Genomic DNA, 25,119 nt, shown 5'->3' with positions numbered 1-25,119 from the left:
CGGGCGGACCCGTCGCGGCGGCTCACGGGGTGCTCGGCCAGGGGTGCGCGCCGCCGGTGGCCAGCGACGGGTCCAGCCTGCGCAGGACGGTGGCCACGACCTCACGGCGTCGGGGGGTGAGGTAGAAGTGCCCGCCGGGGAAGACGCGTACCTCGGTGCGGGCGGTGGTGAGCTCCGCCCAGCCACCCGCCCGGTCGCGGCTGCGTGTCTCGCCGAGCTCCGGGTCGGCGCTGCCGGTCAGGACGTGCAGCGGGCAGGACAGCGGCGCTCGGTCGGGGGGCTCGTACGTCTCTATGATCCGGTAGTCGTGGCGTACGGCCGTGAGGATCAGGGACCGCAGCCCGGGATCGTCCAGGATCTCCTGGCTGGTGCCGCCCAGCCGGGCCAGTTCGGCGCTCAGGGTGTCGTCGTCCTGGCGGTGGAGCAGGCCGGTGACGGCCGTACGGGGGGCGGCCCGCCCGGACGCGAACAGGCGGCGCGGGCCCGGGAGTCCGCGGCGGTGCAGCTCGTGGGCGAGTTCCCAGGCCACGGCGGAGCCCATGCTGTGGCCGAAGAGGGCGTACGGCCGGTCGAGCAGCGGCGCGACGGCGTCCGCCACCGCTGCCGTCAGCTCGCTCATGCCGGTCGCCCCGGGATCCTCCAGGCGGTCCTCGCGGCCGGGGTACTGGACGGCGAGGAGTTCGGCCTCGGGGGGCATCAGCGCAGCCCAGGGCCGGTAGAAGCTCGCGCTGCCGCCCGCGTGCGGCAGGCAGATCAGCGTGCACCGGGGTGCGGCGCCGCCGCTCCACCGTCTGATCCACGGGCTGTCGGCACGGGTGGCGCGGGCGGAGGGCCGGGCGGACGCCGTCGGCGGGAAGGGCGCGGTCACCAGGTGACCTTCAGTACTTCGAGGCCGAAGGTGGCGGAGTCGTGTTTGACCACGACGTCGTCCCGGCTCCCCGCGAGGCGGAGCGCGGGGACACGGCGGACGAGCGTCTCCAGGGCGATCTCCAGTTCCAGCCGGGCCAGGTGCTGCCCGACGCACTGGTGGACGCCGTGGCCGAACGCGACGTGGTGGTTGTCGGTGCGGCGGAAGTCGACCCGCCCCGGGTCGTCGAACTGCTCGGGATCGTGGTTGGCCCCGGCCAGCAGGGCGATGACGCCGTCGTCGGCGGGGATCGTCCGGCCGGACAGCTCGATGTCCTCGGCGGCCACGCGCAGGGGGATGGAGTCGGCGACGGACAGGACGCGCAGGAGTTCGTCGACGGCGGCCGGCATCAGGGAGGGGTCCCGGCGCAGTTCCTCCATCAGCTCCGGCCGTTCCAGCAGGAGCAGCGTGCTCAGGGCGATCATGCTGGTGGTGGTCTCGCGGCCGGCGTTGATCGTGATGCCCAGGGTCGACAGGAGCTGGTCCATGGTCAGACGGCCGGGTACCAGGTGCTCGGTGACGAGCCTGGAGATCAGGTCGTCGCGGGGCTCCTCCCGCCGTCTTGCGACCAGCTCGGCGAGCAGGCCGAAGAGGCCGCCGAGGGCCTCGGAGACCTGCTCGGCGGTGCTGTGGCGGGAGCCGGAGATCCGGGTGACGTCCCGGAAGAACTCCAGGTTCTCGCGGGGGACGCCGAGCAGTTCGCAGATCACCGAGGTGGAGACGGCGTTGGCGTACGCGGGGACGAGGTCCACCGGGCCGCCGGCGGCGAGCAGGCCGTCCAGGATCTCGTCGACGCGGGCCTGGACGAGCGGGCGCATCGCACGCACCCGGCGCACGGTGAACACCGGGAGGAGCATGCGCCGGTACCTGGTGTGCTCGGGGGCGTCGGTGCGGATGAACGGACGGAACCTCGCCCCGGCCTCCTGCTCGCCCTCTCCGAGGGCAGGGAAGGCGGGACGGCTGATGTCTGCGCTGATCCGGGGGTCGGAGAGCAGTTCGCGTACGTCGTCGTAGCGGGTGACCACCCAGGCTTCGCGCCCGGTCGGCAGGGTGACGCGGGCGACCGGCTCGTGGGCGCGCAGCGCGTCGTACTCCGCCGGTGCCGCGAAGGGGCAACCGCGCTGGACGGGGAAGTCCCGGGGCGGGGCCGCGGTGTCCGGGCGGGGTGCGCCGGGGGCCGGGGGCGCCGTCGGGGTGTCGGGGCTTGTCATGGAGGGTCCTAGCCGTCGGTGGAGGAGGAGGGGAGGAGAGGGGTGGCGCTCAAGGCTGCCGGGGCACCGGGGCCGCCGGGATCGCTGGGATCGCCGGGGCCGCCGGGGCCGCCGGGATCGCCGGGCGCGGTCCGCGCACGGGGCAGTTGCGGTCCGGCGGCCGGGGCGGACGTGTCCGGTGTCCGGGTGAGCACGGCCAGCGGGGGTGCTCCGGGCCGGGTGGGCAGGGTGCGTGCGGTCATGCCGGACTCGGCGACCACGTCCTTCAGCCCGAAGGGCTCCCAGCGGTAGGTGTCGTGGACCTCGCGTTCCGGCTGCGGGGCGCCGTCCCGGTGGACCCGCCAGGTGGAGTGCAGGCGCATCACGCCGCTCTCCGCCTCGTCGGGGGCGCCGCCGAACCACCATTCGTAGCGTCGGCGTCCGGCGGTCGCGGTGGCGAGCCGGGTCTCGGGGAGGGTCATCGGCTCCTGGAACTGCATGAGTTCGACGATCACGAGCCCGCCGGGCGCCAGCCGCCGGGTCACCCGCCGCCACAGCCCGGCCCGCTGCTCGGCGTCGAGGTGGCCGAGGACTCCGCAGAGCAGGACGGCGCTGATCCGGTCGGGGAGATCGAGGTCCGGAGCGGCGTCCGCGGTGACGGTCACCCGGGTCCGCAGGTCCTCGTCGCTGAAGACCCTGCTGGTGAGCACGGCGCGCATGCCGACCGACGGTTCGCAGGCGATGATCTCCGCGTCCGGCCGGGCCCTGGCGACCGCCTCGGTCAGCAGACCGGTCCCGGCGCCGATGTCGACCACCGGCCCGGCGCCGAGGTCCGCGCCGGCCAGGAGCGCGGCGACGGCCGGGGCGCTCGCGGTCGCGGTGTGCGCGGCGGCGACGAGGTCGAAGAACTCGGCCGACGGGGAGTACGCGGCCGCGTCCGGCGGCCGGGCCGGGGCCGTCTCCGGTCCGGGGCGGGCCGGCGCCCCGGTGGCGCCGGGGCCCGTCGTGGCCTGGGCGCCGGGCGGCGGGCCCGGCTCGGGGCGGGGCTGCCGGGACCGCTCCGGCGCGGGGAGGAGGTCGCTCACCGCGAGGGGGCGCGGTGTGCCCGGCCGGACGATCTCGGGAGGCCCGAGCCGGGCCGCGAGATCGGTCCAGATACGGCACACGGCCAGCTCGTACTGGCCCGCGCGCAGCGCGTCGCCGCCCTGTGCGACCGCGTCACGCAGGGCGTCGAGCGCGCTGCCGATCGCTTCCGGCCACAGGTCGGAGAAGACGGTGCGGAAGGTGCCCGTGCTCCCGAACACCGCCGTGGTCCCGAGTCCCAGGCGGCCGGTGCCGGGGCCGTCCAGGACGAAGCGCCGGTCGGCGTCGCGCCCGATGTGCAGCCGGGGGCTCCACAGGACGGGCCCGTGGGTGTCGGCGAGGGTGAGGACCCCGCCCTCGGTGCCGAGGGCGATCCGGTGCCAGTGCAGGGCGTGGTTGTCCCGGTCGGACGGGTCGAGCTGGTGGTGCACCCGCAGGGTGAGGGGTGCCCCGGCGAACACGCCGTGCAGGGAGCGGAACGGCTGGGGGCCGATGCCGGCGGGCAGCGGTGCCGGGTCCGCGAAGCGCCAGGGCCGCAGGGTGCCCATGGCCTGTCCGAGGATGTCCACCAGGGGGTGCATCAGATGGACCGGGGTGGCGGCGTCCAGGAAGAGCGGCCGCTGCCGTGCGACGAGCCGCCGGGCCGCCTCGATGAAGGAGCGGACCGGGGCGACGTGCGGGTAGTGGGTGTTGAGCCGGTACTGCACTCCTCGGCGGCGGGCGTGTCTGAGGTTGTCGGTCAACTCGGTGAGGTGCACGGGGTGTTCCTGGAGCACATGGATGCCCCGGTCCATGAGCGCGCGGGCCAGGTCGGTTCCCTGTCCGCCCGAGATGGACGAACTCACCGCCACACAGGCGGCGTCGATGTCGTCGGGGAGGTCGTCCGTGCCCGTGTGGAAGGGGACGCCCAGGCTCTCGGCGTACGTCCTGGAGGCTTTTGATCCCCGGCTCAGAAGGCCGGCCAGCGTGTATCCGGGGCGCCGGCGCACGGCTTCGGCGTAGAAGCGGCCGAAGTTGGTGCCGCAGACCAGCACCCGCAGTGGTGTCGGGTCGCTCACAGGATCCCCTCCTCCTGCTGCTCGGCACCGGCGGCCGTCCCGGTGAGCCGGAGGTCGGCGACCCCGTGGGAGCGCAGATGCCGCACCACCGTGCCGGGGTCCAGCACGTCACAGGCGAAGTGGACGCCCGCCGGGACCGCGCCGCGCAGCACCGCGTCCACCGCCAGGGCGCCGACGGCGGCGGTGAGCCGGTAGCTGCTGGCCGTGCGCAGGGTCAGTCCGGTGGTGGCGGCCGCCCCTGAGGCGGTGCCCGACAGCGCGAAGTCCATGACGTAGTAGGGCTTGCGCCCGGCCAGGTCGAGACCGGCGGCGCGGATCAGCCGCTGTGCCAGGCGGTCCCGGTCCTCTCCGGCCGCGAGGCGGGCGGGCAGGAGGCTGAGCAGGGCTCGTACGGCGGGGCCGGGGTGGACGTTGTACCAGTCGAGCCGGTCGACGCCCAGGCCGGCGGCGAGGCGTTCGCTCTCGCCGCTGAGGTAGGGCTGTAGGGCGATCCGGCCGGGGAACGCCGGGTGCACGGTGTCCTCGTCGGTGCGCAGGGCGCGCGGCACGCGGCGGCCGCCGCGGACGGCCGCCAGGGCCTCGCCGAAGGCCGCGCCGTCCGCGCCGCCCGAGCTGAGGGAGAGCATCAGGTCGTGCGCCACCGTCGGCGAACAGGGCTCCAGGCCGCCGCAGTGCGCGGTCAACGCGGCGACGCGTTGCAGGCCCTGCCCGGCCAGCCAGCGGGGCAGGAGCCCGGACAGGCCGGGCAGGGCGCCCGCGGACAGGACGACCGTGCGGGCGTCGCGGGCCGGATCGCCGCCCTTGAGGAGGTCTTCGGCGGCGGGGTCGTCGCCGGCCACGTCGACGCAGTGCGCCCCGGCGTCGAGTGCCGCGAACGCCACGGTGGCGCGGAGCCGGTAGGTGGGGCCGACGCAGTTGAGGACGATGTCGCAGCCCTCGGTGAAGGCGCGCAGGCCGTCCGGTGCGGTGGCGTCGGCCCGGACCGTCTCCCCATGGCCACCGGGGTTCTCGTCGGCGACCTCGCGCAGGGCGGACGCGGTCCGGCCGCCCAGCCGCAGGCCGCTGTGGCCGAGGGCGCGCAGTTCGCGTACGGCGGCGCGGCCGACCGCGCCGGAGGCGCCCAGGACCCCGATCACGGGCTCGGTCATCGGGTGATCGCCCCCTCGGTCAGCTCAGCGAGGGTCTTCAGGATGCCGGGCGCGTGCTCGACGGACAGGCAGCTGTAGTGGTCGCCGCCGATGTCGAGGATGTCCAGGTCGCCCAGGGTGAGTTCCTCCCAGTAGGCGGTGACGGCGTCCTTGCTGCCCGGGAAGGGGTAGGCGCCGTCGTGGCGCAGGAAGGTGATGTCACCGGCGTAGGGCTCGGCGTCGTAGCGGGTGATGGCGAAGACGCTCTGCCGGAAGGCGAGGAAGAGCCGTGTCATGTGGTCGGGTTCGTAGGTGCCGGCCGACGCGGGCACCGCCTCGCACATCCGCGCGATACGGGTGGCGCGGGGGATGCCCGCCAGTTCCCGGAAGCGCTCCGCGACATCCGCGAACTCCTCGGGCAGGGCGGCGAGTCCGCCGTCCGGCAGGACACCGGGGTCCGCGGCCAGGACCGCGTCGGCCGCCGCGGCCACCCGGTACTGGTCGGCCGGGAAGCCGAGGTCGGCCGGGTCGATGCCCATCATGACGGCGAAGGAGTACTCGGCGAGCAGTTCGTCGTCGAGCCGGAAGCGAGGGCTGTGGCTGCTGATGACGGTGAGGCTCTCCACCTCTGCCCCGGACTCGGCGAGGTTGCGGGCCACCTCGGTGGCGATCAGACCGCCCAGGCAGTAGCCGACCACGTGGAAGCGGCTGCGGCCGCCGGCGGTCAGGGCGCGGGCGTAGTCGGCCGCCATCTGCTCGATGAGCCCCTCCGGAGGGGCGGCGAGGAACCCGTTCAGGTCCGGGACCTCCACGCCCACGACCTCGGCGAGGCCCGGTGAGCGGCGCCGGATCTCGGTGATCAGCGCCCGGTACGGCATGATCGTCGCGGTTCCGGCGTGGACCAGGACGGTGGTCGGCTCGTCGTCGGAGCGGGCGCCGTGCAGATGGATCACCGGGTCGGTGCGCACGGCACCGGCGGCCGGCGCGTCCTCGGTGCCCGCGAGCCCGCGCACGAACGCGGCGAGCCCGGCGACCGTCGGGCGGCGCAGCATGTGGCGCAGCACGACCTCCCACTCCAGGTCCGCGGCCCGCGGTACGCGTTCACGCAGCCGCCCCACCATGCGGGCGACGAGGAGCGAGTCGCCGCCGAGGTCGAAGAAGTCGTCGTCGCGGGTGACGCGCTCCACCGCGAGGAGCTGCGACCACAGCTCGGCGAGGCCGTTCTCCAGGTCGTCCATGGGCTGGTCGTCCACGACGGCCGGGCCGCTCTCGCGGGGCAGCCAGCTCCGCAGGCGGGCACGGTCGGTCTTGCCGTTGGCCGTGCGGGGCAGGCGGTCGACGACCTGCCACACCGAGGGGAGCATGTACTCCGGGAGCCGGTTCGCCGCCGTGCGGGCCAGCTCGCCCACCGGGACGTGGTGGCGGTCGTCCTTCAGCGTGGCGAAGAAGACCTCCTGGCCGGTCGCGGCCAGCGCCTCTCCGGCGCCGGGCAGCGAGGTGACCTCGGACGCGCCGTGCGCGTCGAGGAGTTCGCGCCACTGGGCGTGGGTGAGGAAGGACTGCCCGGTGTGCTCGCGCGCATCGGTCCACGTCCGTCCCGCGACCTCGAGGAACTCCATGGAGACCAGCAGCGGCAGGTTCTCGTCGCGGGTGTTCTCCACGAACACGAGCTGTCCGCCCGGCACCAGCAGTTCCCGCAGCCGGCCCACGGCCGCGTCCGCGTCGGCGGCGGCGTGCAGGGTGTTGGCGCAGATCACCACGTCGAAGGTGTGGGGCAGCAGGTGCTGGGCGCGCGGGTCCTCGTCGACGTCGAAGCGCTGGTAGCGGACCCAGGCGTGGTCGGCGAAGCGCTCGCGGGCCTCGTTCAGGAAGAACGCGGAGGCGTCCGTGAACAGGTAGTCGACGCCGTACTCGGCGAGGACGGGCACCAGTTCGCCCGTGGTGCCGCCGACGCCGCCGCCCACCTCCAGCACGCGCAGCCGCTCCTCGCCGGTGTGGCCCGCGGCGATCTCGCGCAGCGCGGCGGCCACCGCGTGGTTGAGGTGCCGGATGGCGAGGTTGTCGCGGTAGGCGGCGTCGGCGGCCTCGGTCGCGGCGCCGGGGAAGAGCAGTTCCCGGATGCCCGTCCGGCCGCGGACCAGGTCGGGCAGCCGCTCGGCGCAGGTCCGCATGACGGTGAGCAGTTCGGTGCTCCAGCCGACCTCGTGTTCCAGTTCGGCGGCCCGCCGCCAGCGGTGTTCCGCCTCGCTGTCCGGGACGGTGACGAGACCGGTGTAGGTGTCGTCGCGGGACCGGTGGGTGAGGCGCCCGCGTGCCGCCAGGGCGCGCAGCCATCGCCGCACGATGTGCCGGTGGCGGGGTGTGGCGCGCAGTGCCGTGCCCACCTCCTCCGCCGTGCGCGAGGCGCCGTCCGCGAACGCTCCGCAGGCGTCGAGGACCCGGGCCATCTCCGCGAGGGCCACGTCGTCGAGGGCGGCCAGGAACTCCGTGAGCCGTGCGGCGTCGACGGCCGCCGCGGCCTCCCGTACGGCGTCGGCCGCGGCCGCGCGCGCCTGTGACCGCGTCGCCAGGGCGTCGGCGTGGCGGGCGTCCGGGTCCGTGCCGTCCCTGCGGGCCGTCTCCACGTACGCGGCGAGGCGCCGGCCTCCGGCCGCGGAGTCGTCGACGATGACGGCGCCCGCCGCGACCCGGGGGTGGGCCTGCACGGCGGCCTCGACCTCGGCCAGTTCGACCCGGTAGCCGCGGATCTTGACCTGGGCGTCCTGGCGGCCCAGGAACTCGATGGTGCCGTCGGGGAGGTACCGCCCGAGATCGCCGGTGCGGTAGCGGCGCTCGCCGGTGGCGGGGTCGGTGAGGAACCGCTCCGCGGTGCGGCCCTCGTCGCCGAAGTAGCCCAGGGCGACACCGGCGCCGCCGATGTACAGCTCGCCCGGGACCCATTCGGGCCGTGGGCGCAGGTGCCGGTCGAGCACGGCGAACGTCTGGTTGGTCAGGGGGGTGCCGTACGGGATGCTCGGGCGCGCGGTGTCCACCTCGCCGATCGGATGGGCGATGGACCAGATGGATCCCTCGGTCGCTCCGCCGAGGGAGACGATCTCCAGGCCGGGGAGGATGTCGCGGGCCTGGTCCGGCAGGGCGACCGGTATCCAGTCGCCGGATATCAGCGCAAGGCGCAGCGAGGTGCCGTCCGTGGGGGGCTCGGAGCGCAGCCAGTCGCACAGCATGTGGAGCTGTCCGGGTACGGAGTTCCACACCGTGACGCCGAAGTCGCGGACCAGTTCGGCCCAGTGGGAGGGGTCGCCGCGCCAGTCGGCCTGGGGCAGGACGAGGGTGGCGCCGACGGCGAGCGGTCCGAACAGGTCGTAGACGGAGAGGTCGAAGCCGAGTCCCGCGATGCCGAGGACGCGGTCGCGCTCGGTGACGGTGAAGCGGCGGTTGATGTCCTCGACCGTGTTGAGGGCGGCCCGGTGGCTGATCATCACGCCCTTGGGCATGCCGGTGGAGCCCGAGGTGTAGATGATGTACGCGAGGTCGTCCGGGCCGCGGCGCGCTCCGTGCGCACCGGGTGCGGCCGCGGTGTCCTCGGGGAGCAGGTCGACGGCCAGTGCCGTGACGTCCGCCGGGAGGTCGCCGATCTCGGCCAGCCAGGACTGGGTGAGGACCGTGCGGACGCCCGCGTCCGCGATGATCGTGTCCCGGCGGGCCGGTGGCTGGGCCGTGTCCACGGGCAGATAGGCACCGCCCGCGATGAGCGTGCCGAAGACGGCGACGACCTGCTCCCAGCCCTTGTCCGCCCAGATCGCCACGGGTTCCCCGGGGCGCAGTCCGGACGCGGTCAGCGCCTCGGCGAGCGCGCCGGCCCGGGTCACGAGCTGCCGGTAGGTGAGGGCCAGTTCGGGGGTGCGGACCGCGATGGCGTCCGGTGTGGCCCGTGCCTGGGCGAGTACGGGTTCGTGCAGCAGGGCGTCCGGCAGGGGCCCCTCGGTCGCGTTGACCGCGTCGCGGCGCACCGCCTGTGCCTCGGGGAGCGGGATGCGGGCCGGTGCGTCCCAGGCGGCGTCGCCGGGCCCGCCCTCGGCCGCCAGGGACCGTACGAGTGCCGTGTACGCCTCGAACATGGCGTCGGGCACCCCGTGGGCGAGCGCGCCCTCGCGGATGTCCCAGGACAGGCTGAGGGTGTCGCCGCGGTGCATGACCTGGCAGTCGAGCCACACCTGCGGGGTCCGGGTCACCGCGCGGGCCACCTCGGGGGGCACGCCCTCGGAGGTGGCGCCGGTACCGAGGGCGCTGGTGAAGACGACCGGCATCAGCACCGGGGCGCCGGCCCTGCGGGACAGTTCGGCGAGCACGTCGGAGCCGGTGAACAGGGGATGCGCGAGGTCTTCCAGGAGTTGTTCCCCGACGGAACGCGTCCGCTCGGCGAAGGCGGCGGGGTGGTCCAGGTCCACGGCGAGCAGTTCGAGCGCGGTGAAGTCGCCGACGAGGCGGCCGATGTCCTCGTGCAGGCCGGGCCGGTCCACCGTGGGCACGTTGAGTGTGAACCGGCCGGTGCGCGACCAGCGGCCGACCGTCTCGGCGTACGCGGTGAGCAGCACCGTGGAGAGGGTCAGTCCACGCCGCGCGGCCCGCTCGGCGAGGCGGTCCCGGTCGGCCGCGGGCAGCAGGACCTCCAGCCGGCGGAAGGTCACCGGGTCCGCGGGGGCCGGGGTGCGGGCCGCCTCCCCCGGGCCGCCGACGCCCGCCTCCCAGGCTTCGGCGAGGGGCAGTTCGGGTGCGGGCGGCAGGGTGTCGAGCCGTTCGGTCCAGTAGGCGCGGTCGCGGGTGTGCGCGGCGGAGTCGGCGAGGGCGCGGCGGGCCAGGACGTAGTCACGGAAGGTGATCCGGGGTGCCTCGGAGAGGGGTTCGCCGCCGTAGCCGCGCCGGAACTCGGCGAGCAGGATGCGCAGACTGGCGTGGTCGACGACCAGCATGTCGAAGGAGAGGTGGAGCACGGCCCGCTCCACGGTGCGGCTCACGTGCACCTCGAAGAGCGGCCACCGGTCGGTGGGTGCCTCGCGTGCGGACAGCCGCGCACGGGTGCGTTCGACCGCCGCCTCGGCGGCGGCCGGTGCCAGGGCGGTCAGGTCGTCGGCCTCGACGGCGAGGGCGGGCACGTCGGCCAGGACCTGCTGGTAGCCGTCCTGGTGGACGACCGCGCGGAGCATGTCGTGCCGCCGGACCAGTTCCCGCCAGGAGGCGGTGACGCGGTCCACGTCCAGGTCGGGGTATTCCAGTTCGACGTAGGCGTGGCAGCCGACACCGCCGTAGGCGTAGGCGTCGGTGCGGCCGATCAGGTAGGCGGCCTGGATGTCCGTCAGCGGGAAGGGCTCGTGGCGGTGGTCCGGGTCGGCCCGCAGCGCCGGTTCCCGCGCCTCCAGATGGCGCAGGACGGCCTCCTTGTGCGACCGCAGTTCGGCCCGGTGCGCGTCGGTGAGGCGGCCCTGGGGGGCGCGGAAGCGCAGGTGTCCGTCCTCGGCCCACAGCACGATGCCCTCTTCGGCGTAACGGGCCAGCAGTTCGGCGATGTTCACAGCTCTCCGGTCTCGTAGGCGGTCCCGTGGGCCGCGAGCGTTCGGGTGATGTCCGCGGCGAGCGCGGCGACGGTCGGTGCGGCGAAGAAGCGCCGGGCGGGCACGGCGGCCCCGAGGCGGCGCTCGATCGCGGTGAGCAGGCGCAGGGCGGCGAGGCTGTCGCCGCCCGCGGTGAAGAAGTTGGCGTTGCGGTCGGGTGTCCAGTGCGGCAGGTGCTCGCTCCACAGGGCGGCGAGGGCCGTCTCGGTGCCGCCGTGCGGCGGCTGGGCCGCGACGGACTCCGTGTCCGGTCCCGCCAGACCGGCCAGGGCTGCCCGGTCGACCTTGCCGTTCGCGGTGAGCGGCAGGGCCGGCAGCAACCGGATGCGGGAGGGCACCGCGTAGCCGGGCACCCGCTCGGCCAGCAGGGCGAAGAGGCTTCCGGTGAGGTCGGGGTCCGCCGCGGGTGTGCCGGGCTCGACGGCACCGGCGGGCTCCGCGTGCGCGGGCTCGTGCGGTACGGCGAAGGCGGCCAGGCGCTTGGCGGTGCGCTCCCCCACCGCCACGACGGCGGCTCGGGCGACGGCCGGGTGGGACTCCAGAGCGGCCTCGATCTCACCGGCCTCGATGCGGTGGCCGGCGATCTTCAGCTGGCTGTCGAGGCGGCCCAGGAACTCCAGCAGGCCGTCTGCCCGGAACCGGCCCAGGTCGCCGGTCCGGTACCAGCGCCGCCCGTCCCGCTCGACGAACTTCTCGGCGGTGCGGGCCGGGTCGCCCAGATAGCCGCGGGCGAGTCCCGCACCGCCGATCCACAGTTCGCCGGGCGTCCAGTCGGGGCAGTCCCGTCCGTCCCGGTCGGCCACGCGGTAGTGCTGCCCGGTCAGGGGGCGTCCGTAGGGGATGGAGACCCACCGGGGATCCAGCTCCTCGACGGTGAGCGAGTTGGACCAGACGGCGGCCTCGGTCGCCCCGCCCATGGCGGCGAACACGCAGGGACGCGCGGTGCGCCGGCGCAGACGGCCGGGGAGATCGAGGCCGATCCAGTCGCCGGAGACCAGTGCGGTCCGCAGCCCCGCGATGCGCCCGCCCTCGGGCGCCTCCTGCTCGTCGGCGTCGAGGAGCAGGTCGAGCAGGGCCGGGACGGTGTTCCAGACGGTCACCCCGTGGCGGTCGACCAGGCCCGGCCAGCGGGCCGGTTCCCGGCGCTGGTCCTCGGTGGGCAGCAGGAGGGAGCCGCCCGCGCCGAGCAGCCCGAAGACGTCGTACACGGACAGGTCGAAGTCCAGTGCCGACAGGGCGAAGACCCGGTCGTCGGCGCCGATGCCGTGCCGGGCGTTGATGTCCGCGATCGTGTTCCAGGCGGCGGCGTGGGTGATCTGCACCCCCTTGGGCTCACCGGTGGAGCCGGAGGTGAAGATGACGTAGGCGAGCGCTTCGGGAGACGGGTCCGCCGGTGCGGCGAGCGGCTCGTGGCCCTGGGTGTCGGTGCCGGACAGGGCGCGGGGTGCCGTCGCCCCGGCGGCGGGCCAGTCGCCCAGCACGACGTCGAAGGCGGCGGTGGCGCGTACCCGCTCGCGTCGTGCGGCGGGCTGGTCGAGGCTCAGCGGTACGTAGGCGGCGCCGGCCGCGAGGACGCCGAGGACCGCGGCGATCTGCTCCGGTCCCTTGGGCAGGGTCACCGCGACCAGGTCGCCCGGAGCCACGCCCGCGTCACCGAGCGCGGCGGCCGTGCGCAGCGCCCGGTCGGCGAGGGCTCCGTACGTCATCTCCCGCCCTGCGGTCGTGACGAGGGCGGTCCGGTCGGGGGCGGTCCTCGCGCGGGCGAAGAACGCCCGGTGCAGCGGGCGCGGGACCACCGGTTCCAGGGCGGCCTCCCGGGCGGCGGCGGCCCGCCGTCCGAGGTGGGCGGCGGGTACCGGGCCGGGCAGCGGCGCACCCCAGTCAGCGGCGACGACGTGGCGCAGCAGCCTCTCGTAGGCGCCGAACATCGCGTCCAGCACACCTTCGGGGAAGAGTTCCTCGACGGCGTCCCAGGTGACGACCAGGTTCCCGGACTCCTCGGTGACCTGGTTGTCCAGGCACACCTGCGGGGACTGCGAGATGCCCCAGACCTTCTCGGGGAAGCCGGTGCCCGGTCCGGCCAGCGTCGCGTCGCCGACGCCGACGGCGCTGGTGAACACCACGGGCGCGGCGGCGTCCACGGTGCCCGTCCGCCGGCCGAACTCCCTCAGCAGCCAGTCGGCCGGGACGTCCAGATGGTCCAGGTCCTCCGCCTGGCGGCGTTGCAGTGCCACGGCCGCCGCCAGCCAGGACGCGCCCTCGCGCCGGTGTCCCGCGAGGGAGAGGGTGGTGAAGTCACCCAGCACCCGGTGGATGTGGGGATGGACGTCGCGGCGGTCGAAGAGGGTGAGCGTGACGGTCACCGCGTCGGTCCCGCTCCAGGTTTCCAGCACCTCCGCGTACAGGGCGAGCAGGACGGTGGACGGGGTGAGGCCGTGCCGGGCGGCCCGGCGCCTGACGGCCCGCCAGTCCTCGGCGGGCAGGCTCAGCCGGCGCCGGGTGAAGACGGGGGCGTCGAGGGCGGCCGGGTCCCGGTCGAGGGGCAGGGACGGCGGGGGCGGGAGTTCGGACAGCCGCTCCCGCCAGTGGGCGCGGGCCCGCTCGGCCGACTCCGGATCGGTGGGAAGCCCGGTCACGTAGTCGCGGAACGACACGTCGACGGGCGGCAGTTCGTGCTCGGGGTCGGTGTAGAGCGCCGTGAGTTCGGCGTAGAGCGTGGTGAGGGAGAGGGCGTCGAGGACCAGGTAGTCCAGGCCGATGCCGACGCGGGTGCGTGCGGCGCCGCCGTCGTGGTGGCGCACCGCCTCGATCGCGAAGAGGGGCCATCGGGCGGGGTCGCGCACCTGCTGGGACAGGCGGGCGCGCAGAGCGGCCAGTGCCTCGGCCGCGTCGCCGGCCGGGGCGTCGGCCACCGGTATGCGTACGGGCGGTACGTCGGGCAGGACGCGCTGCTGGCCCTCCTCCACGACCGCGCGGAGCATGCCGTGCCGCCGGACGAGGGCGTTCCAGGCGCGCTCCAGCCGGTCGAGGTCGACATCGGTGCCGTCGACCTCGGTGTAGTGCCAGGTGCCGACGCCTCCGAGGGTGAGACGGGGGTCGCGGCCGGTGTGGTAGGCGGCCTGGACGTTGGTGAGCGGGAAGGGCTCGTGGGCGCGGTCCGGGTCGGGCACGAGGACGGGCGCGGCGGCCGGTGCGGGCCGCGCGCCGGTGGCGGCCCGGGGGTGCAGCGTCTCGCAGAAGTGCCGCAGCACGGGGCGGGCGAAGAGGTCGGCCACGCGGGCGGCGGGGTATCCGGCGGCACGCAGCCGGCCGATCATCCGGGTGGCGACGAGCGAGTCCCCGCCGAGCAGGAAGAAGCTGCTCTCCCGGCCGACCTCGGGCACGCCGAGCAGTTCGGCCCACTGGGCCGCCACCGCGGTCTCCACCGGTCCGAGCGGTGGCGTGGTGCGGGGGCTGTCGTCCCCGGCCGCCTCGGTCAGCGCCCGGCGGACGGCTGCCCGGTCCAGCTTGCCGTTGGCGGTCAGCGGCAGGTCGCGCAGGACGAGCAGGCGCTCGGGGACCATGTGGGCGGGCAGCCGCCGCGCCGCCCGCAGGCGCACCTGGCCGGGCTCGGGTGCCGCGCCGGGGGCGGACACGGCGGCGGCGAGGTGCCGTACGGGGGTGTCGAGGACGCAGGCGACCGCGTGCAGCACGGCGGGGTCGTCCTCCAGGGCGGACTCGACCTCCCCGAGCTCGATCCGGTGACCGCCGATCTTCACCTGGTGGTCGGCGCGGCCGAGGAACTCCAGTACGCCGTCGGGCCGGTAGCGGGCCAGGTCACCGCTGCGGTACCAGCGTTCGCCGTCGTGCTCGACGAAGCGTTCGGCGGTGCGCACGGGGTCGGCGCGGTAGCCGTCGGCCACCCCCGGCCCGCCGATCCACAGCTCGCCGGGGACGAGGTCCGGGCAGTCGCGTCCTCGTCCGTCCACGACCCGGGCCCGCATGTTGCGCAGCGGAATCCCGTAGGGGACGGACTTCCAGGCGGGGTCGGTCTCCTCGACCTCGAACACCGTGGAGTGGACGGCGGCCTCCGTCATGCCGCCCAGTGCCACGAATCGGCAGCCGGGCACGAGGGCACGCAGCCTGCGGGGCTGGTCGAGGCCGACCCAGTCGCCGCCGAGCAGCACCATGCGCAGCGAGTCACCGAGGCCGTCGTCCTCCCCGGCGGCCATCAGCAGGTCCAGCAGGGCGGGCACGCACTGCACCAGCGTCACGCCGTGCGCGCGTACCAGGGCGGCCCAGTGGTGGGCGTCCCGGCGGTGCTCCTGTGCCACGGCCACCACCTGGCCGCCGAGCGACAGCGGGGTGAAGATGTCCCAGGTGGCGAGGTCGAAGTCGAGCGCGGAGATCGCGAGGACGCGGTCCGCGGGGCCGAGGCCGAGCTGCTCCTCCATCGCCTCGACCGTGTTGACGACGGCGCGGTGCGACACCTCGACGCCCTTGGGCAGTCCGGTGGAGCCGGAGGTGAACAGCACGTAGGCGGGCAGGGCGGGGTCCGGCCGGACGACGGTGGCCGGCTCATGCGTCCCGGCGTCCTCCAGGAGCAGCACCGGGGCGGCGGAGATCTCCTCGCAGAGCCGCGCGTGCTCCCGGTCGGTGAGCACGGCGCGGGCGCCGGCCACGGAGTGGATGCGTGCGCGGCGCACGGCGGGCTGTTCGACGCCGACGGGGGCGTACGCGGCGCCCGCGGCCAGGATGCCGAGGACGGCGGTGATCTGGTCGGCGCCCTTGGGCAAGGTCAGCGCGACGGTGTCGCCCTCGCGCACACCGTGGTCGCGCAGCAGCGCGGCGATCCTCCGGGCGGTGTCGGCGACTTCCCCGTAGGTGAGGGGGTCGCCGCCGGTGCGGACGACCGCGACGCGGCCCGGTGCGGTCTCGGCGAGCCGGAAGAAGCGGGTGTGCAGGGCGCGGTCCGGTACGGGCGCGGGCGGCAGCGCCGCCACCGCGCGCCCCGGCAGGACGTCGGGGCCGAGCAGGCCGTCCACGGGCCGGGCCCAGGTGCCGGGGTCCGTGATCAGACGGGTGATGAGGCGGCGGTAGGCGTCGAACGCGGCGTCGGGCACTCCGGTCTCGAACACGCCGTCCCGGACGTCCCAGTTGAGGAGGAGGCCGCCGTCGAGTTCGGTGACCTGGGCGTCCAGGAAGACCTGGGGGCCCTGGGAGATGATCCAGGAGGGGCGGCCGAAGGACTTCTGGACGTCCTGCTCGAAGATCTCGCCCAGTCCGAGGGCGCTGGTGTAGACGACCGGCGCCAGCACGGGGGCGCCCTCGGCGCGTGCGAGGTCGCGCAGGACCTCGACGCCGCCGTACGCGCCGTGGGAGATGCCTTCCTGGAGGCGTTCCTGGAGGCCGCGGGCCTGCCGGGAGAACGGCAGGGACGCGCTCATGTCCGCGTCGAGCAGGACCGAGCTGCTGAAGTCCCCCACCAGAGCGGCCACATCCGGGGTGAACAACTCCCGGTCGAACAGCGGGAGGTTGAGCAGGAAGCGCCGGCTGTCGCTCCAGGCGGCGACGACCTCGGCGAAGGCGGTGGCGAGGGCGGCGGCGGGGGTGATGCCGTGCCGTCGTGCGGCGCCGATCAGGGCCGCCTTGTCGGCGGGGCCCAGCCAGTGGTGCAGGCGGCGCGAGTGGGTGAGCGCGGTGTCACCGGCGCCGACCGGGGTCAGTGGGTCGACGGTGGTCGGCAGGCGCGGCGCGCGGGGCAGGCTGGGCAGGCGCTCGCGCCACCAGGCCGCGTGCCGCTCGCGTTCCGCCTTCCGCCGGGCGTCGTGCTCGGCGAGGTACGTGCGGTAGTCGAGGCCGAGCGGGCGGGGCCGGTCGTCGGGACAGTCGTAGAGGCGGCGCAGGTCGGACAGGAGGACGCGCAGGCTCAGGGCGTCGCCGGCCATCATGTCCAGGCCGATCTGGAGCCGGGTCCGTCCGTCGGGGAGCAGGCACAGTGCCGCGCGGAAGACGTCGCCGGAGGTGATGTCGGGGCGGGCGTGGGTGTTGCGCTCGCGCAGCAGCGCCAGTTCGGCCTCGGCGTCCTGCGGATCGCGCTCGCGCAGGTCGTGGACGGTGAGGGGGGATCCCGGCGGGCCGAAGCGCTGTCTGCCCTCCTCGTCGAAGACGGCCCTGAGCATGCCGTGGCGGAGCACGAGAGCACGCAGGGCGGCACCGAGCCGTCCGGGATCGACCCCCCGGCCGTCGAGCTCGACGTAGAAGTGCGCGGCGACACCGCCGAGCGGCTGGCCGTCCTGGCGTCCGATCCAGTAGGCGTGCTGCATCGTCGCCAGCGGGAAGGACTCCGCCGGTTCCTCGTCGGTGGCCGCCCGGAGCGCGGCGGCCGGACCGGCCGGCGTGTGCGGCGCGGGTGCCTCGGCGGGGTGCTCCCGTCCGAGCAGGGCCGTCCAGGCGCCGAGGGTCGGGGTGCGGGTCAGCTCCTGGAAGGTGACCGTGCTGCCCGCGCGCCGCCACGCGCCGGCCAGGGACATCAACACCAGTGAGTCGAGACCGAGTTCGAAGAGGTCCCGGTCGTCGTCCAGCTCGTGCGGCGCCGTCTCCAGCGCGTGTGCCACCGCCTCGCGTACGGCGTCCGGCGCGAAGAGGGACCTCTCGCCCTTCGCCGTCCGCACGGGGACGACTGCTTCATCACTCACTGGCGGGGCCTTCCGGTCTGAGGGGGGCGGGTGAGGTGGCCGCGTCGGCGGCGGGGGTCCGTCCGAGGGACCGAACCCACCCTAGATTGAAATGATTTTCATTTCTATACTACGCATCGTAGTCACACAAGAGGTCGCGGCGCCAGCGCCCGCGGTCCGGCAACGAGAGGCAGAACCCCATGACCGAGACTCAACAGACCTGGTCCGAGGCGGAATCGGCGCGCTACCGGGCCGCCGGGCACTGGGAGGGAGTCACCTTCGGCGCCCGCCTGCGCCGGGCCGCCGCCGGCCACGGGAGCCGTGTCGCCCTGGTCGACGGGGACCGCCGGTGGACCTACGCGGAGCTGGACGCCGAGGCCGACCGCGTCGCCCACGGACTGCGCGGGCTCGGCGTCGGGCGGGGGGACCGGGTCGTGGTCCAGCTCCCCAACCGCGCCGAGTTCGTGCTCGTCTGGTTCGGGCTACAGCGCCTCGGAGCGGTCCCGGTGCACGCCATGCCCGGCCACCGGCGCCGGGAGATCGGCCATCTGGTCCGCGTGTCGGGTGCGGTGGCCTGTGTGGTGCCCGACCGGCACGCACGGTTCGACCACCGTGAGCTGATGCGCTCGGTGCGGGCGGAGAACGGACCGGACGGCGCGCCGCGGACCGTCGTCGTGGTCGGCGATCCCGGCCGGGAGAGCGGATTCGTGTCGTTCGAGGCGCTGCGGGCGGCGTCTCCCCCCTCGCACGGCCTCACCCCGCCGGACGCCCTGCCGGCGCCGGGTGCCGACGACGGCGGAGCGGACCCCGGCGACATCGCCCTCCTGCTGCTGTCCGGCGGCACCACGGGCCTGCCCAAGCTCATCCCGCGCACGCACGACGACTACGCGTACAACGCCCGCGCGTGCGCCGAGGTCTGTGCCGTCGACGAGCGGACCGTCTGTCTGGCGGTGCTGCCGCTCGGGTTCAACTTCGCCTTCGCCTGCCCGGGTGTGCTCGGCACCCTCATGGCCGGCGGCACGGTCGTGGTCGCCCCGGATCCCAGCCCGCAGACGGCGTTCGCTCTCGTCGAGCGGGAGGGCGTGACCCTGACCTCCCTCACGCCGCCGCTCGTCGCCCACTGGATGGACGAGGCCGCCTCCGGTTCCTGGGACCTGGACAGTCTCGCCGTGGTGCAGGTGGGCGGGGCCCGGCTGCCCGAGGAGCAGGCCCGCGAGCTCGGCCCGGCACTCGGGGTGACCGTGCAGCAGGTCTTCGGCATGGCCGAGGGGTTGATCAACCTCACACGGCTCGACGATCCCGAGGACCTGGTCTGCGCCACCCAGGGCCGTCCCGTCTCGCCGGACGACGAGATCCTGGTGGTGGACGGCGACGGCAGGCCCGTGCCGGACGGGTCGGCGGGCGAACTGCTCACCCGGGGCCCGTACACGCTGCGTGGCTACTACCGCGCCGAGGAGCACCACCGCACGGCCTTCACCCCGGACGGCTACTACCGCACCGGCGACGTGGTGCGGCGGCTGCCGTCCGGGCACCTCGTGGTGGTGGGCCGGATCAAGGACCAGATCAACCGCGGCGGCGAGAAGATCGCCGCGGTCGAGGTGGAGGAGCAGTTGCTCGCGCATCCGGCGATCACCGCGGCGGCGCTGGTGGGTGTGCCGGACGAGCGCAGGGGCGAGCGGACCGTCGCCTTCGTGGTCTGCGACGGCGAGGTCCCCGGCGTGCGGGAGGTGGCCGCCCATCTGAAGGAGCGCGGACTCGCCGAGTACAAGGCGCCGGACGAGGTCGTCCGCGTGTCCGAGCTTCCGCTCACCGCCGTGGGGAAGGTCGACAAGGCCGCGCTGGCACGGGAGTTGCCGCGCCGGTGACGCGCGGCACGCGGGGGCGCCTGCCGGCTGCTGTGCCGGGCGCCCCCGCGGGCCGCCGCGTGAAGCCCCCTCCGACCGCGCCTACTTCGGCCCGGTGGGGAGCGGACGGCCCTCGGGGGCGAGCAGTTTCCGGGTGACGGCATGCTCCGGGTCCACCAGGACGCGGTCGGCCGGGCCGGCTTCCACCACCCGGCCCTCGTCCAGGACGACGACCTGGTCCGCGCGCGAGGCCGCGGCCGCCAGGTCGTGCGTCACCATGACGACGGTCAGGCCCGGTGTCCGCCGCAGCCCGTCCAGCAGGTCCAGCACGCGGCCCGCCGTCTCCCGGTCGAGGGCCGAGGTGATCTCGTCGCACACGAGGACACGCGGTCCGGCGGCGAGCGTCCGCGCCAGTGCCACGCGTTGGCGCTGGCCCCCCGACAACTCCCCCGGCCGGCGCCCCAGTACGTCCTCGTCCAGCCCGACCAGGCGCAGCAGCCGCACCGCCTCCTCGGACGCGCCCCGCGCCGATCCGCCGCCCACTCCCCTGAGCGGGCGGGTGAGCGCGGTCCCCACGGACTCGCGCGGATTGAGGGCGCCGCGGGCATCCTGCGCGACGAGCTGCACCGGAGCCCCGCGCCGCCGCGGCGCGCCGTCGGCCCGCCACTCGACACTCCCGGCCGCCCTCGGATGGAGCCCCGCGAGACATCGGGCGAGGGTCGTCTTCCCCGATCCCGACGCCCCCACGACGGCGGTGCAGGAGCCCGCCGGGACGGTGAGGGAGACGTCGCGCAGCACGGCGGACCGCCCGTGCACGGCGTACAGCCCCCGCACGAGGAGCCCGCCGGCCGCCACGGGTCCGGCCGCGGTGGCGCGGGGGGCCGCGCCGGGGGAGCCGCCGCGCGAGGGGGCACGGGAGGGCTGGACGGGCGACGGCGCGGCCGGGATCCCCCGCCCGGCGATCCGCCCTCCTTCCAGGCGGATCACGTCGTCCGCCACCGAACCGAGCCAGGCCGGGTCATGGCTGACCAGCAGCGCGGCGCGGTCCCCCGCCCGCAGGGTCTCGGCCAGCAGACCGCGCATCCCGTCCGCCAGGACCGGGTCCAGACCGCTGGTGGGCTCATCCAGGACCAGCAGGCGCGGCCGGCCCGCCAGGGCCAGCGCGAGGGCCACCCGCTGGGCCTGCCCGCCCGACAGCTCCCGGGGCAGCCGCCGCCGGAAGCCCCTGTCGGCGGGCAGCCGCACGGACCGCAGCAGTTCCTCCACCCGCGCGCGGACGTCCCCTCCGCCCGCCGCGGTCGAGCGCAGCCGTACCGCCTCGGCGATCTGGGTGCCGATCCGCAGCGCGGGATCGAGCGAGGAGGCCGGGTCCTGCCCCAGGAAGGAGACCACTCTGCCCCGCAGCCGTCGCGCGTCCGCCCGGTCGAACGGGTCGAGACCGGCCACCCGGACGGTTCCGGCACGGACCTCAAGCCCCGGACGCACATGCCCGAGCAGGCCGTGCGCCAGACTGCTCTTGCCCGACCCCGAACGGCCGACGACGCCCAGGACCTGCCCGGCCCGCACCGAGAGGCAGGCGTCGCGCAGGACAGGCGGCCCTCCGGCCGCGGGGCCCACCGTCAGCCCGCCGACCTCGGCGAGCGTACCGGCGTACAAAGCGCCGGCGGTCGCTCGGCCCGTCATGCGGCACCCCGCCCCGCCCGGTCCGCCAGCCGCCCCGCCAGCAGGCCGACGCAGACGGACAGCAGCACCAGCAGCAGCGCCGGAGCGAGGAAGGGCACGGCGGCCAGCGTCGCTCCCGGGGCGTTCTCACTCACCATGCGTCCCCAGTCGGGCGCCGCCCCGCCCGGTCCGAGGCCGAGGAACCCCGCGGTGGCGGTGAGGTGGAGGGAGGCGACCAGGCGCAGCGCGGTGTCCGTCAGGGCCGCTCCGGCGATGTTGGGCAGCACGTCGTGGCGCAGCACGGCCCATCGGCCGTCGCCCCGGGCCAGGGCGGCTTCGACGTACCCGGCGGCGAGCACGGTGTCCGCCGCGGCACGCAGCACACGGGTGGAGAACGGGGCGGTGGCCAGGGCGACCGCCGCCACCAGGGCGGCGCGGCTGCCGGGGAACCCCGCGGCCAGGACGAGGACGACCAGGAGGCCGGGGAGCACCGCGAGGACGTCCACGCAGCGGAGCAGCAGGTCGCCCAGCCGTCGGGAGGCCAGCGCCGCCAGAACGCCGACGGCCGTCCCGACGGCTCCGGCCGCCGCCGTACCGGCCAGGGCGGTGAGGACGATGGTGCGGCCTCCGGCGAGCACCCGGCTCGCCACGTCCCGGCCCAGCACGTCGGTGCCGAGGAGGAACCGGCCGTCGGGCTGCTGGAAGGGGGCGGCGAGCCCCGCGGTGGGGCTGTGCGGAGCGAGGAGCGGGCCCAGCAGGGCGAACAGAAGGACGAGCAGCGTGGCCGCCGCCGTGATCAGCGGTGGCCGGCGGCGCCGGGGTGCGCCCGGCCGTCCGGCGCGTGGCCGTCTTCCCGGCGGGGTGAGGACCGTCGTCATCGTCCGTGCCCTTCCCGTGCGCCCAGCAGACGCGCGCAGATGTCACCCGCCAGCAGCACCATGAGCATCACCCCGGCCAGCGCGGTGGAGATGCCCTGCACCATGGGTATGTCCCGTGCTGCCACGGCCAGTTGGAGTTCCCGGCCGATCCCGGGGTAGTCGAAGACGTTCTCCACCACCACCGCCGAGCCGACCAGCGCGCCCGTGGTGAGGGTGAGCGCCTGCACGGCGGGGCCCGCGGCGTTGGGCAGGATGTGGCGGACGGCGAGCCGCGCCCCGCGCACTCCGTTGAGCCGTGCGGCCTCGCAGTAGGGGCCGGCCGCGACGTCGGCGACACAGACCCGCAGCAGCCTGGTGGCCACCGCGAGACCGACCGCGCTGAGCGTCAGCACGGGCAGGATCAGCGCGCGCGGCACGTCGAGCGGTGTGCCGCCCAGGGGGATGACGGAGACCCGGGGCAGGACCTCGAGCCACACCGCCAGCACGGCGACGAGCAGCATGGCGACGACGAACTCCGGTACCGCGGCCAGGATCTGGGCGGCCGTCGAGACGAGGCGGTCGGCGGCGCCGCCGCGCAGGCCGGTCCACAGGCCCAGCAGCGTGGCGAGCGGCGCGGTGACCGCGAGTGTCAGTCCGGCGAGGAGCAGGCTGTTCGGCAGCCGGGCCGACAGGACCTCGGTGACCGGCCGGCCCCCCACGAATCCACGGCCCAGGTCCCCCTTCACCGCGCCCACGAGCCAGTCCGCGTACCGCTCGGCGGCCGGCCGGTCCAGGCCGAGCCCGGCCCGGACGTCGGCGCGGCGCGCCTCGGAGGCGTCCGCTCCCGCGATCGCGCTCACGGCGTCCCCGGGGAGGACCGCGGTCGCCGCGAAGATCACGGCCGACAGCAGGACGAGCAGGGCGGCCGCGCCCGCGAGGCGACGGCCGACGAAGGCGGCCAGGTTCACGCCAGCGACGCCCGGGAGAAGCCGGGGAACTGCTCGAAGAGGTCGTCGCGGATCCCGGTGACCCCCTTGGCCTGGGCGTTCAGGTTCGGCTTGAAGACCGGCAGCACCTGGTTGCCCCCCTCCCAGCGTGTGCGCTGCGCCCGGGTGCCCAGCTTCTTCGCCTCGCGGCTGTCGCTCTCGGCGCGTGCCCCGGCGACGAGGGCGTCGGTCGCGGGGTCCTTCCAGCCGAACGCCGAGGGCGATCCGCCCGCCGTACTCATCTGGTACGCCGACAGGGCGGGGACGGGCATCTGGTAGGAGCCGGCCAGCGGCAGCGCCGCGTACGCGGGGAAGTCCGCGTACAACTGCCCCGCGGGCAGCTCCCGGACCAAGGCGCGGACACCCGCCTTCTTCAGGTCCTCGACGAAGAGGGCGGCCGTCTCCACCATGCCCGGGGTCTCGGGGCCGGTCGTCAGCGTCACCTTCATCCCCTCGGCTCCCGCCTCCTTGAGCAGCGCGCGGGCCCGCTCCGGGTCGTGGGCGCGCTGGGGCAGACCCTCGGCGTAGTCGGGGAAGCCGATGGCGGGGAGGTCGTTGCCGACCTGGGCGCTGCCGTGGAACACGGTCCTCACGATGGCCTGCCGGTCGACGGCGAGCTTGAACGCCTCCCGTACCCGGGGGTCGTCGAAGGGCTCGGCGCTCATGTTCATCTGGAAGGAGAGACCGACGAGGTAGGGACTCTTCGTCGGGACGAGTTCGGCCTTCCCGTTGTCGTCGAGCGTGCGCGCGGTGACGGGTGACAGGTCGTGGGCGAAGTCGATCTCACCGCTGGTGAGCGCGCCGGCCCTGGCGGTCGAGTCCGCGATCGACCGCAGTTCCAGGCCGTCCAGGTGTGGCACATGGCCGTAGTGGTCGTCGTAGCGCTCGAACGCCGAGCCCTGGCCCGCGGTGAACCCGGTCAGCCGGAACGGGCCGCAACTGGGCATGCCCTCGCGGAAGACCTTCGTGCCGTTCTTGACGACGAGGAAGTTGCCCTGGCACAGGATCATGCGGCCGTCGGCGACGGGCCGGCGCGTGGGCAGGACGACCTTCAGGTCGCCGTCGGCCCTGGCGCGTGCGAGGTCGAAGTCGGCGGCGGCGAGCCGGTACACGGGCAAGGTGCTCCTGGCCGCGAGGGCGGTGAGGGAGTGCAGGATGTCGGCGGAGGTCAGTTCGGAGCCGTCGGTGAAGCGGACGCCGGGGCGCACATGCAGGGTGTACGCCGACAGGTCGTCGGAGATGTCGATGCCCTTGAGCACGCCGTAGCGCACCCCGTCGGCGCCGTCCGGATCCAGGTCGCCGAGCGTGCCGTGCCAGGCGCGGGCGCGCACGAGATCCAGTGCCGAGGGGCTGTTGAAGAAGTCGAGGGACTCGGAGGCGCCGCCCCCGACGAACGCGGCTCGCAGCGTGCCGCCCGAGCGGGGCGGGGCACCGGCTCCCGCCGCCCGGCCGGAGCGGGGCTCGTCGGCGGAGCACGCGGCCAGCAGGCCGGATCCCGCCGCCAGAGCCGCGGCACCCACCGCGCCCCGGCGGAGGAAGGCACGGCGGTCGAACTGTCTGGACATGTCTCTCCTTGACGTTCTGCGGAGCTGAACCGAGCACCGGGGAATCTCCGCGGCACAGGAACCGGGGCCGGGGCGGGGACTGTCGACCGGGGAACGACGAGCGCGCGGACGGACGGGCGGTACGTACGGACGGCCGTACCGCACGGCCTCGCGCACACCTTCGCGGCACGACAACCAGACAATAGACGAAAACGACTTCCATATTCAATAAAGATCCGGACGGCCCGTCCGCGCCCGGCATCTCCGTCATCCGGGTGGGGACGGACGCTCGGCTGCTCTACGCTCTTGAGGCGCAACCAACCGCCGCGCTCAGGGGGGTACTTGGTGTCTTCGGCGTCGCCGCCTCACAACAACGATCCGGCCCCTGCCCCCGGCCCGCCACCGCCGCCGCCTCGCCGCTCGGCCCTGCGCCGCGCCCGGGACTGGTTCGCGGGGCTGAGCGAAGGTGGCAAGGTCGCCCTCGTCGGAGCGGTGATCACGACTCTCGGCGGTGGCGTCTTCGGTCTGATCACCGCTGTCGCCCCTGCTGTCCTGACCAGCGCCGACAAGGACGACAAGCCATCGGTGCAGGCGTC

Annotated in this window: 11 protein-coding genes; 1 reads left to right on the top strand and 10 read right to left on the bottom strand. The window is 75.0% G+C overall.

The features are described 5' to 3' along the window. Positions 1-22: 22 nt before the first annotated feature. From B086_RS0107945 to B086_RS0107920, 6 genes are read right to left on the bottom strand one after another with little or no spacing between them, the layout of a single operon-like run. The gene (locus tag B086_RS0107945) at positions 23-868 is read right to left on the bottom strand and encodes a thioesterase II family protein (RefSeq protein ID WP_018565878.1); all 846 of its coding nucleotides are present in this window, start codon (positions 866-868) and stop codon (positions 23-25) included. Further along, positions 865-2,118, bottom strand: coding sequence for a cytochrome P450 (locus B086_RS0107940; RefSeq protein WP_018565877.1), 1,254 nt, complete (start codon positions 2,116-2,118; stop codon positions 865-867). Before B086_RS0107940 ends, B086_RS0107945 begins: the two co-directional genes overlap by 4 nt. An 8-nt stretch (positions 2,119-2,126) precedes the next feature. After that, positions 2,127-4,238, bottom strand: coding sequence for a Gfo/Idh/MocA family oxidoreductase (locus tag B086_RS39425; protein WP_018565876.1), 2,112 nt, complete (start codon positions 4,236-4,238; stop codon positions 2,127-2,129). Then, positions 4,235-5,386: a saccharopine dehydrogenase NADP-binding domain-containing protein gene (locus B086_RS0107930; protein ID WP_018565875.1), complete on the bottom strand. Its 1,152-nt coding sequence runs from the start codon at positions 5,384-5,386 to the stop codon at positions 4,235-4,237. Before B086_RS0107930 ends, B086_RS39425 begins: the two co-directional genes overlap by 4 nt. Continuing rightward, positions 5,383-10,935 (bottom strand): non-ribosomal peptide synthetase, encoded by a 5,553-nt coding sequence (locus tag B086_RS0107925; protein ID WP_018565874.1) that lies wholly within the window; start codon positions 10,933-10,935, stop codon positions 5,383-5,385. The genes B086_RS0107930 and B086_RS0107925 overlap by 4 nt, the downstream gene beginning before the upstream one ends. Beyond that, complete coding sequence (locus tag B086_RS0107920; RefSeq protein ID WP_026252208.1) at positions 10,932-17,651, bottom strand: non-ribosomal peptide synthetase; 6,720 nt, start codon at positions 17,649-17,651, stop codon at positions 10,932-10,934. Before B086_RS0107920 ends, B086_RS0107925 begins: the two co-directional genes overlap by 4 nt. 179 nt (positions 17,652-17,830) lie before the next feature. Between B086_RS0107920 and B086_RS0107915 the strand changes: the two genes are divergently transcribed. Next, complete coding sequence (locus B086_RS0107915) at positions 17,831-19,495, top strand: (2,3-dihydroxybenzoyl)adenylate synthase (RefSeq protein WP_018565872.1); 1,665 nt, start codon at positions 17,831-17,833, stop codon at positions 19,493-19,495. Between the two features lie 81 nt (positions 19,496-19,576). Here the strand turns inward: B086_RS0107915 and B086_RS0107910 are convergent, their stop codons facing one another. Genes B086_RS0107910 through B086_RS0107895 form a run of 4 tightly spaced genes read right to left on the bottom strand, consistent with a single transcriptional unit; the run spans position 19,577 to position 24,544 of the window. Then, positions 19,577-21,157 (bottom strand): ABC transporter ATP-binding protein, encoded by a 1,581-nt coding sequence (locus B086_RS0107910; protein ID WP_037873035.1) that lies wholly within the window; start codon positions 21,155-21,157, stop codon positions 19,577-19,579. Continuing rightward, positions 21,154-22,014 carry an ABC transporter permease subunit gene (locus B086_RS0107905; RefSeq protein ID WP_018565870.1) on the bottom strand — a complete coding sequence of 287 codons (861 nt, stop codon included), beginning with the start codon at positions 22,012-22,014 and terminating at the stop codon, positions 21,154-21,156. Before B086_RS0107905 ends, B086_RS0107910 begins: the two co-directional genes overlap by 4 nt. After that, positions 22,011-22,961, bottom strand: a complete 951-nt coding sequence (locus B086_RS0107900; protein ID WP_018565869.1) for an ABC transporter permease — start codon at positions 22,959-22,961, stop codon at positions 22,011-22,013. The genes B086_RS0107905 and B086_RS0107900 overlap by 4 nt, the downstream gene beginning before the upstream one ends. Continuing rightward, positions 22,958-24,544, bottom strand: coding sequence for an ABC transporter substrate-binding protein (locus B086_RS0107895; RefSeq protein ID WP_018565868.1), 1,587 nt, complete (start codon positions 24,542-24,544; stop codon positions 22,958-22,960). The genes B086_RS0107900 and B086_RS0107895 overlap by 4 nt, the downstream gene beginning before the upstream one ends. Between the last annotated feature and the right edge of the window lie 575 nt (positions 24,545-25,119).

Origin of the sequence: Streptomyces sp. PsTaAH-124 (assembly GCF_000373685.1) — a bacterium.
GTDB classification, from domain to species: Bacteria; Actinomycetota; Actinomycetes; order Streptomycetales; family Streptomycetaceae; genus Streptomyces; species Streptomyces andamanensis.
The sequence above is the reverse complement of the archived record's forward strand: the minus strand, read 5'-3'. Positions and strand labels throughout refer to the sequence as shown.

Excerpts from the sequence above, each read along its gene's own strand:
- B086_RS0107930 (WP_018565875.1), bottom strand. The coding sequence starts at position 5,386 with ATGACCGAGCCCGTGATCGGGGTCCTGGGCGCCTCCGGCGCGGTCGGC.
- B086_RS0107940 (WP_018565877.1), bottom strand. The coding sequence starts at position 2,118 with ATGACAAGCCCCGACACCCCGACGGCGCCCCCGGCCCCCGGCGCACCC.
- B086_RS0107905 (WP_018565870.1), bottom strand. The coding sequence starts at position 22,014 with ATGACGACGGTCCTCACCCCGCCGGGAAGACGGCCACGCGCCGGACGG.
- B086_RS0107895 (WP_018565868.1), bottom strand. The coding sequence starts at position 24,544 with ATGTCCAGACAGTTCGACCGCCGTGCCTTCCTCCGCCGGGGCGCGGTG.
- B086_RS0107910 (WP_037873035.1), bottom strand. The coding sequence starts at position 21,157 with ATGACGGGCCGAGCGACCGCCGGCGCTTTGTACGCCGGTACGCTCGCC.
- B086_RS0107915 (WP_018565872.1), top strand. The coding sequence starts at position 17,831 with ATGACCGAGACTCAACAGACCTGGTCCGAGGCGGAATCGGCGCGCTAC.